The sequence below is a fragment of the Arthrobacter sp. CAN_A214 genome (assembly GCF_015751955.1).
Classification (GTDB): Bacteria; Actinomycetota; Actinomycetes; order Actinomycetales; family Micrococcaceae; genus Arthrobacter_D.
In genome coordinates this window covers 1-8,453 of the sequence record NZ_JADOUU010000050.1, presented here as the reverse complement: position 1 = coordinate 8,453, position 8,453 = coordinate 1, and the positions used below count along the sequence as shown (strand labels likewise).

The 8,453-nt window shown below is 60.3% G+C and carries 10 protein-coding genes and 1 pseudogene; 10 read left to right on the top strand and 1 reads right to left on the bottom strand.

The features are described from left to right. The 10 genes and pseudogenes from IWX65_RS16760 to IWX65_RS18150 all read left to right on the top strand — a co-directional run. Window positions 1–409: pseudogene (locus tag IWX65_RS16760) on the top strand (hypothetical protein); the annotation flags it as partial. A 536-nt stretch (window positions 410–945) separates the two neighbouring features. Further along, the gene (locus tag IWX65_RS16755) at window positions 946–2,709 is read left to right on the top strand and encodes a hypothetical protein (protein ID WP_334683962.1); all 1,764 of its coding nucleotides are present in this window, start codon (window positions 946–948) and stop codon (window positions 2,707–2,709) included. A gap of 673 nt (window positions 2,710–3,382) precedes the next feature. After that, complete coding sequence (locus tag IWX65_RS16750; protein ID WP_196884696.1) at window positions 3,383–4,018, top strand: AAA family ATPase; 636 nt, start codon at window positions 3,383–3,385, stop codon at window positions 4,016–4,018. Beyond that, on the top strand, window positions 4,012–4,311 hold the full coding sequence (locus IWX65_RS16745; RefSeq protein ID WP_196884694.1) for a hypothetical protein: 300 nt from the start codon (window positions 4,012–4,014) through the stop codon (window positions 4,309–4,311). Before IWX65_RS16750 ends, IWX65_RS16745 begins: the two co-directional genes overlap by 7 nt. Before the next feature lie 52 nt (window positions 4,312–4,363). Beyond that, window positions 4,364–4,888 (top strand): hypothetical protein, encoded by a 525-nt coding sequence (locus tag IWX65_RS16740; RefSeq protein WP_196884692.1) that lies wholly within the window; start codon window positions 4,364–4,366, stop codon window positions 4,886–4,888. Then, entirely contained in the window at window positions 4,888–5,415 is a 528-nt protein-coding gene (locus IWX65_RS16735; RefSeq protein WP_196884690.1) for a hypothetical protein, read from the top strand. The genes IWX65_RS16740 and IWX65_RS16735 overlap by 1 nt, the downstream gene beginning before the upstream one ends. Continuing rightward, on the top strand, window positions 5,415–5,654 hold the full coding sequence (locus IWX65_RS16730) for a helix-turn-helix domain-containing protein (protein WP_196884689.1): 240 nt from the start codon (window positions 5,415–5,417) through the stop codon (window positions 5,652–5,654). The genes IWX65_RS16735 and IWX65_RS16730 overlap by 1 nt, the downstream gene beginning before the upstream one ends. A 456-nt stretch (window positions 5,655–6,110) precedes the next feature. Next, window positions 6,111–6,287 carry a helix-turn-helix domain-containing protein gene (locus IWX65_RS16725; RefSeq protein ID WP_334683961.1) on the top strand — a complete coding sequence of 59 codons (177 nt, stop codon included), beginning with the start codon at window positions 6,111–6,113 and terminating at the stop codon, window positions 6,285–6,287. Between the two features lie 284 nt (window positions 6,288–6,571). Next, window positions 6,572–6,721 carry a hypothetical protein gene (locus IWX65_RS16720; protein WP_196884685.1) on the top strand — a complete coding sequence of 50 codons (150 nt, stop codon included), beginning with the start codon at window positions 6,572–6,574 and terminating at the stop codon, window positions 6,719–6,721. Window positions 6,722–6,795: 74 nt separating this feature from the next. Beyond that, a complete protein-coding gene (locus IWX65_RS18150; protein ID WP_442859215.1) occupies window positions 6,796–7,404 on the top strand; it encodes a helicase associated domain-containing protein in 609 nt (202 codons plus the stop codon). 198 nt (window positions 7,405–7,602) lie between these two features. Here IWX65_RS18150 and sigK read toward each other — a convergent pair whose 3' ends face one another. Beyond that, window positions 7,603–8,193 carry an ECF RNA polymerase sigma factor SigK gene (gene sigK, locus IWX65_RS16710; RefSeq protein ID WP_334683963.1) on the bottom strand — a complete coding sequence of 197 codons (591 nt, stop codon included), beginning with the start codon at window positions 8,191–8,193 and terminating at the stop codon, window positions 7,603–7,605. Between the last annotated feature and the right edge of the window lie 260 nt (window positions 8,194–8,453).

Below are 8,453 nucleotides of genomic sequence, written 5' to 3'. Positions count from 1 at the left end.
GATCATCACCTCTGATACTTCGGTCGTGAAGTCGTTCACGGCCATCTCCTCTCGGATCAGGCCAGACCCTCACACACCGTTATTCAGACAGTCCCCCATACCGCTGATGAGCAACGAATGGGCAACCAACCAGATCGAGCCCGAACGCAACGCCGCACAGGGTGCGTGGCTTGAACCATCCCAGCACCAGGCGTACAGCGCCCCCAGCATCGTTGCAGCCCCCGGCGATGTCTCCCAAGATGTCGCGGACGGCAAAGCGATCCGCGCCTACGACGTCAGTTGGCGCTGGATCAGCCGCGACGATGAAGAACTCACCGCCACCGGACGGCAAATCGTCACCATTTACCTCGAGCAGCACGACGGCCGCTGGGACGTCGTCGGCAACCAAACACAGGACATGGGCTCATGAGCGACACAAACCAGAATTGTTGCGACACACCCGAGAAATGCCGAGACCGGTACCGCTATTTGTGGAATGGTCAGACTATGAGCCAGGACACTCGCCACATGCCAAAGCTGGACGGTAATCGCGTCGCTCTGCGAGGACGGGTTTTTCCCGACCAGCACAGCCGCGCTACTGCAGCTGCGAAAGAGTGTCACCTCTCCCTTAGCGACTATCTTGGGGCACTGATCGATAAGGCTGCTGGGCTTCCCAACAAGATTGACAGCGACTATCAGGAGGCTTTGACCTTCACAAAAGCTAGTTAAAACAGAAGGCCCGCCGTAGCGGGCCTTCTCATATTCAAGTTTCCAGCTCTACACCGGACCATCCGACCAAAGATCCCCGGTGAAGGGCTCAACCCGACACGTCCTTTTTAGGTCGTATCGACTATCGAAAGCATACACCGAGTGTTGCAAGCCCCTCCAGTTTTTAATCCCGCGCCGCGCCGAATGGATTTACCATCTGCTGCGTGGGTGTTGGCGCCGTTGGTCGCGGGTCAGCCTGTGTACCGGGCTGGCCGTTGGATTGGTGATCGTTTCCAGTACCCGCGGCCGCGCACACCGCTGCGCATCACTGGCACTCTTCCGACGGTTCCGGCCGCCGTCCTGATCCACGACGTCGACGGTTCCGTGCGCACGCTCTGCCTCGATCTGGACACGTCCAAGGCCCGCAAAGCCGTCGTCGACGACGACGCCGTGCGCCTCGCCGGCATCCTCGACTCAGTTGGCCTCTCCTACGTGAAGGACCAGTCCCCCAGCGGAGGCCTACACCTGTACGTGCCGCTACAGGAAGCGATCACCGCGGTCGAGGCCCGCGAATTCGTGGAAGCCCTCACGCTCCGCGCACCGAGCCTTGACCCCAGCCCGCACCAAAATGTCACCGACGGCTGCATCCGTGTTCCCGGATCCGCACACAAGAGCGGCGGCCACCAAACACTTATCACTCCGCTGACGGACGCCTACGGCATCCTGACCCGCCGTAACCCCGCTAAGGCACTCACTGCGCTGCGGAAAGCCATCGCGCCGGAGCTGTACCGGATGGAGCAAAAAAAGCGGCGCGGCCAGGCACACACAGTAACCGCCACAGCAGCCCTCCAAACCCCCCTTGTGCCCGGCGGTGTACCGACAGTCCGTAATGACTCGCCGCTGCGGGTTGTGGCCCGTACCGGGCTGTACGACACCGCCAGGTACGCCAGCGACTCCGAGGCCCGCATGGCGGTCCTGAATCACTTCGCCGCCTGTCACTGGACCGCCGACCACGTCCAGGCCGGCATGGACGGCCAGTACGCCGGCCTCGCCGCCCTCTACGGGGACAAGGCCGAGCGGCTGCTGCCCATCGAATGGGCCAAAGCCCAAGCCTGGACAGGCGTGAAACCCACCCCTCAGCGAGCAAGCCAGAGGACTGCGCATAATTCCGACACAAGCCCTACGCAACTCACGGGGGGCAGCCCAAACCTCAGCTCGAACGCCATTCACCAGCTTGTGAACGATCTTGAGAATGTCCTTTACGCAGTCCTGGATCACCGACTAAAAGGTTACGGTCGAGCAGGCATCAGTTTGCGGTTCCTTATCCGGGCTGTCTTGGCATACATGCGCACTAATCAGACCAACCTCCTCGACATCGGTTGCCGGTCTTTCGCTGTCGCACTTGGCAAGAACCACGACACCATTGCCCGCCTTCTGCCGGCACTGGAGAAGGCATCAGCAGGCATCTTCACCCGTGTCGATCGTGGACGCGGCCGTAACGCCGACACCTACTTTGTGCAGCTGCCGAAGGAGTTTAAGCAGCTTGCCCGCGACCTCACTTGGCGCAAGGGCAAGATCCACGCCATTCGGCCCGTCTTTCGGGTCCTGGGCGACGTCGCAGCCCTCGCTTATGAAGCCATCGAACGCGGACGCTACTCCCCCACCACCACAGACCTCACCCACACCACCGGGATCTCCCGTAGGGCACTCATCGACCACCTGGCCCGAATGGAGACCCTGCAAATGATTCGCCGGCACCACGGCCGATGGGAAATCGTATGCACGACCAGTCTGCAGGACCTCGCCGATCGGCTCGGAGCCACTGAGGACCGCCAGGAACAAATCACCCGCTACCGCCGCCAACGCGCCGCCTGGCACGCCTGGCTCGACCGACACCTCATCCCCCAGCTCGACGAACACGAGCTGTACGACCAGGAGACAGACGAGTACTGGCTCCCACCGATCGAGGATGAGTATGAGCATCAACGCTCCCTGTGGCATGCCGCCAGGCAGGTGGCATGACCTAACTGGATGCTTGGGCACTGTCAGAGCGGCGTGAATGAACTCATTGCAGTTGTGCCGGTCGATAGTCCCCCACGAAGCTGGCGGAACCCGCGTGCAGGGCCGCTTCCAATTTCTTGAGTGACGGTCCTTGCCCACGACACCACTCCCGTCAGGTAGTTCCGTTGCCTCCTGCCCACCTGGGCACGGCTCAAGCTTCCCCACGCTCCGCTGCTTGACCCGCACACACATGGACAGCAGGAACCACGGGCCCGCCTGCACACAACCACCACGTCACCGACATGGGGGCTTCTCACCTCGAGCAGGCGTTGGCTGTGCACAGTCTCGACAGTGGGCGAGTTGATGGTCGGAGGAATTTGGATCACAGCGATAAGGCCCGCCGCCCGGCAGCCCGAGGATCAGTGATCCACATGAATTTTGACCGTTGCAGGATTGGTGCTCCTACTATTGCTACCAAAGTACTACCACTTTAGTAGTAAAGTACTATTAAAGTACTACTTGATTGGTACGATACTAGTGCATAGTGACTGCTGTTACAGTGCGCCTTTTCCTGCGTCACTACAATTTGGAATTACGTCTTCACCATACTACTACCATATTGGTAGCGGTATGGTAGTAAACTAATGTTGCACTAGTACTGTAGTACTACCAAACGACTACTAGAAAGAGCTTTATGATCCTCCTGATTGCTCATCACAAAGGTGGCGTCGGCAAGAGCACCATCGCCGTGAATCTGGCCGTCGAATTCCAGCGACGTAACATGGACCCGTTCATTCTGGAGGCCGATCCGACGGTACATACGTCGACCAACTGGGCCAGAGACCGAGAGGCGGCCGGAGGAGTCCTGGTGCCGACGGTGCAGAAAACCGGCAACTTGCGGCAGACGCTTACCGATCTGGGGGAGCGATACGGGGTGACAATCGTTGACGCACCGGGCAAGGACTCACGTGAGATGCGTACGGCCATGACGGCCGCTGACATGCTGCTCGCACCGATCGAGCCAACACAGCCAGCCCTGGACGTCACCGAGCAACTCGCCAAGGTGGTGGAGGAGGCCCGAGACATCAATCCAGATTTGAAGGTTCTTGCGGTGTTGAACAGGGTGCCAACGAACACCTTCTCGAAGGCAGCCGATCAGGCAAAGGAGTACTTGGCGGCGTTTCCCGAGATTCGTCTGGCGTCAGCCCGGTTGCATGAGCGCAACGCATACAAGGAGGCCCTGGCCGAAGGCTTGGGCGTCGTCGAGATGCGTGACAGTAAGGCGAAAAACGAGATTCAGCGACTGGCAGAGGAGATCCTGGCATGGTGAAGGTACGGGCGCGTAGCACACCACAGCAGGAAAAGGCGGCGGAGGAATTTGCAGCGAAGGCTGAGCAACCAGATCCACCGGTGCAGCAGACGAGGTCGGCAAAGCCCCGGTCCGACATGCCAGCCTGGAAGCGACGCAACAAGGAGCCTAAGACGAGCGGGGCGAACATTCGAGTCAGCCCATCGCAACTCGAGCTAATTCGGCGGGCCGCCGAGATCGAGGAGACCTCGCAGCAGAAGCTGATTGAGAGCATCCTTTGGCCAATCATGGAAGAGCGTTACGGCGACCAGTAGGGGAGTAGTCCTGTGTCTCCAGAACGTAGGAGCCGAAACATAAGGTCGAATCATGTCCATGAATGAACTGCGCAGAACGATCGAGAAAAAGCACCGCGGCACCCTTGGCCGGTTCAAGTGGGCTTTCATGGACGACGCGGCCTTGTTTAGTGAGAGCCGGCGCTATGGGGAAAATCGGACACAGAACATCGGGTCGTTGAAATCGGTTACCGACCGACACGCGGAGCTGAGCTTCGGGGCCGACCGCGCTACCCGCAGCTACGCCACTGAAGTCCCGGGGTTGTCGGGCTTTCGAATCACTCTTTCCATGGCCGGTCATCATCGCATGATGGGCAGTCGTGTCCACTTATCTGTTGAGGAAACCGACGCCTGGTTGTACGCGATCCTCGGGGATGAATGGGCCGATCACAGCTATCACGCTGGAGCGATGACCGGGACCAGCGTAGGAGGCGGCGCGAGCCGCCTCACCACGGTTTATTACCTGTTGTACCTTTCCGAGGACGGGCAACCCATTGCGCAGCCTCCGGTGGCATCGCCATATGATCATGCGCCCGTACAGCCCGAAGCATTCGCCTAGTGTCACCGGCTGACGGGCCCGCGGCGGAGCAGGGCCGCCGGCAGCAGGCCGAAGCCGAAGCCGCTGAGCTGGTTGCTGCGGTCAGTGTTGCGGAGGCCGCCCGCGGTACTGCGGTGGGGCAGGTGGCCCAGCTTCAGGACGCGGTGAAAATAGCTCGGCAGGAGCGTGAGGAAGCGCGGACTGAAACTACCGCTGTACAGGGCACCCTGACTGAGGAACGCCAGGCCAGGAAGCAGGCCGAGGATGAAGCGGCACGGCTCACCACGGTGGTCGCCGAGGCTGAAACGGCTCGCCACGTTGCCCTGACCCAGGTGGAGCAGCTGCAAGCCGGCCTGGACACCGCGCACCGGGATCTTGAGGCGTCCCGATCAGCTGTGGATGCTGCCCGCAGCGAAGCGGCCACCGCAGCCCAGAAAGTGGCCCGGGAGCAAGGCCGCAGGGAACAAGCCGAAGCCGAAGCCACGCGCCTACGAGCCGAACTGTCGGCCGTCCCTGACCAGAACCGGAAAAACTCCCCGGGGGCGTGATGAAGGGAAGTAGTGAAGGGACACCAGGGAAAGGCCACAGTGCGGAGTTTGAGCCCGTCAAGCCGTTACGGTTCCTGACGCTCCGGCAGGTGGCCGAGGAGCTGAACACGAAGGAATCCACCATTCGGGCACTCATCCGCACCGGTGAGATCCCGGCGATTCAGGTGGGAGGCCGTGGGCAATGGCGTCTTGGCCGGGTCGATGTCGAGGCCTACATGGGGTGGTTTGTGAAAAAGTGAAATATCCAACGTTAGGGCCCCATTTTTTACCCGGAATCAATAGCAATCAGGCTGCAACAAGGGGTTCGAAGTCAGGAATCGCTGTTCACCGTAGGTTGGCGTATCGCGGAGGGATCTGTTCGTTACGTTGGCGCGTACACGGCAACCGTTGCACAACGATTCCTTTCATTCCAAGGGCTGGAGGTAACTATCAAGCGATGTTCTGCTCACGATCGTCATCCAACACGCCCAAACAGCCTTAGCGTGGGATATTTCACGAATTCACAAGCCACCCCAAACTCGGGATCACCTGCCAAGTAGTCGGCTCACTCCGCCGACTACTTGTGCCGGGAACCCTCAGGAACACGTAGTCACTACTCGTGCGGAGACGAAGAGGAGCGACCACTGTTAACAGTGACACAAGAGTGACCCATGAGATTTTGAGGAGCCGGCTTAGCAATGGCACAGAACAGACCCATGACGACGAACCTTTTGACCGTTGCGGAGATAGCCGCCAGGATGCGGGTTTCCAGAATGACGGTGTACCGTCTGGTGCAGTCCGGTGCGCTGAACGGTATCCGGTTCGGCCGCTCCTACCGGGTACCGGAAACGGCTGTGCAGCAATACCTGGAATCCGTTAACCCCGGACACTGATCCACCGCTGGTCATCGTGCCGAAGGCGCGGGCACTTATTGAAAACCTCGCCGCTGGTCGTGGTGTTCACGATCAAGACGCTGCCTAGCGTTGTGGCTTGATGTGGTCCCGTGGACTGACGGCGGGGTGGGCAAAGAAAATCATCGGATCGGGGGATGTAGATGAAGAGGATATCGGCAGCCAATGGTAAAGCCTGGCGACGCCAGGGGATAGTTGTGCGACGCCTCCGGCCGGGGGGGTGCAGGAAACGCGTAGGGTTCCTGCCGTGCGGAAAAATGAGCTGCATGTGGACGCTTAATCATCGCCGGCAACAAGCAAGCGCTGATCAATCCCTCGGCGCCATTCCCGAGATCGTCCTGGTCCCGCGCGTCGTCGACAGTGACGTCGGATCGGTGCGCAACGACGGGCCGCAGCTCATTCAGCCGGTGGGCTAGGCACCATGGGCCAGGACTGCCCGTCGTAGGAGGATCCGTGGGGTCCCTGCCGATCGAAGCAGGAATGGTTGCTCATGTACGCCGGTGGTATTCCAGTGGAACGGATCGCCGCCATCTGCCGAGCGAGCCTGCGACGTGTGCGGTACACCATTTGGGCGGCTGAGAAGCGCGACCCGTCCCTGTTCGGTCGGCGCCTGGTCCTGCACGACCAACCAGCGAACAGGTTAACGGTCACGTTAAAGGATTCGTGGTGGGACCACTCCACCCGTCTGCTCGGCTTTTACCGACACCATGGCCGGCTACCGGTGCAAAACCCGCAGGATGCCGGTGAGCTTTGGTTGTATGGGTGGCTGTATCGGCAGCGGAAAGCCTACCGGGTAGGCCGGCTCACCAAAGAGCAGTTGATAGTTCTTGCCGAACTGGGGGAGTGGCAGGGACAAGCGCGCGGCACTCGGACTGAGCACTGGAACCACCGGTTCGCTAGCTTGGTCGAGTTCGTTGCCGAGCACGGGACCATGCCGCGGTACAGGTCGGACAAGCCAATTGAGGAGAGGGTTTTGGCGGTGTGGGTGTCCAAGCAACGCGCCCTGCTGGCCACTGGGAGGCTGGACGCGGCGCTCACAACTCGATCGGGCACGTCCGGGTTGGGGGATTACCCGGGAGGTGCTGATGGACCAGCGTGAGGTCAAGCGGTAGAGATCACTGAGATTTGGGCTTGAAGTCCTCGGAAGGCGAAAGGTCCAATGGATAGGGACTGAGGAACGTATCTAGCAGAGGGCACTTCTGACAGTCAGTGAGGGGTTGCGGGGCGCCGCGATGGGTGTCCTGCAACCCTTCATTGCGGGGCAGGGAATTCTGGGTTGTTGCCTGGCTTACTGGTATCAGCTGGCTTGGAGGCAGGTGCTGAGTCGTTTGATGCCGTCCCGGATGCGTGTTTTCGCTGTCGGGATGGGAATGCCCAGGTGGTGGGCGACTTCGCTGTACGTCAGGCCGGTGTAGAACGCCAAATGGATCGCTTCGCGTTGAAGAGCAGATAAGACCTTCAGGGATTCGGTGACGGCTGCGCTCTCGTCGCGGGCGAGGATGGTCTCGGATACATGATCGTAGTCAACAGTCTGGTTCTTGTTGCTCCACCGTAGATCCCGTGCACGGTGGGCGTGTTCTGAGCGGACCTTATCGATTGCCTTGCGGTGGGCGATGGTCAGAATCCAGGCCATCGCGGTGCCCCGGTGCGGATCGTAGCGGGCGGCGCCTGCCTGCCAGAGGGCCAGAAAAACTTCCTGCGTAGTGTCAGCGCTCAGTTCAGCGTCCACGACGACTTTGCGCACCAGCCCATACACCCGACGCGAGCACCGCCGATACAGCTCATCAAAGGCTTCCTCATCCTGCGCGGCGACACTGCACAGCAAATCCGATAGCTCTGATATCGGCCGATGCGTTGATTGGTGAATGGGTGGGCTGGGAGTAACCATGCGGTGAGAGACCTTCACGCTGAGATGGTGCGCTGCTAGAAATACCAGCGGGGTGCGCTAACGGCGCTCTCCCCCAAGATGAGTACCGGCAACACAGGTGAGAGTGCCCCATCGGCAGCACCGCGGCGATACTGCCCTCTCTAATATCGAACCTAACCGCCTACAGGGACTGTCTGAATAACGGTGTGTGAGGGTCTGGCCTGATCCGAGAGGAGATGGCCGTGAACGACTTCACGACCGAAGTGTCAGAGGTGATGATC

What these genes read in the sequence shown, in the direction of transcription:
- IWX65_RS16750 (WP_196884696.1), top strand. Translation starts at nt 3,383, where the DNA reads ATGATCCTCCTGATTGCTCATCACAAAGGTGGCGTCGGCAAGAGCACC.
- IWX65_RS16745 (WP_196884694.1), top strand. Translation starts at nt 4,012, where the DNA reads ATGGTGAAGGTACGGGCGCGTAGCACACCACAGCAGGAAAAGGCGGCG.
- IWX65_RS16740 (WP_196884692.1), top strand. Translation starts at nt 4,364, where the DNA reads ATGTCCATGAATGAACTGCGCAGAACGATCGAGAAAAAGCACCGCGGC.
- IWX65_RS16730 (WP_196884689.1), top strand. Translation starts at nt 5,415, where the DNA reads ATGAAGGGAAGTAGTGAAGGGACACCAGGGAAAGGCCACAGTGCGGAG.
- IWX65_RS16725 (WP_334683961.1), top strand. Translation starts at nt 6,111, where the DNA reads ATGACGACGAACCTTTTGACCGTTGCGGAGATAGCCGCCAGGATGCGG.
- IWX65_RS16720 (WP_196884685.1), top strand. Translation starts at nt 6,572, where the DNA reads ATGTGGACGCTTAATCATCGCCGGCAACAAGCAAGCGCTGATCAATCC.
- IWX65_RS18150 (WP_442859215.1), top strand. Translation starts at nt 6,796, where the DNA reads ATGTACGCCGGTGGTATTCCAGTGGAACGGATCGCCGCCATCTGCCGA.
- sigK (WP_334683963.1), bottom strand. Translation starts at nt 8,193, where the DNA reads ATGGTTACTCCCAGCCCACCCATTCACCAATCAACGCATCGGCCGATA.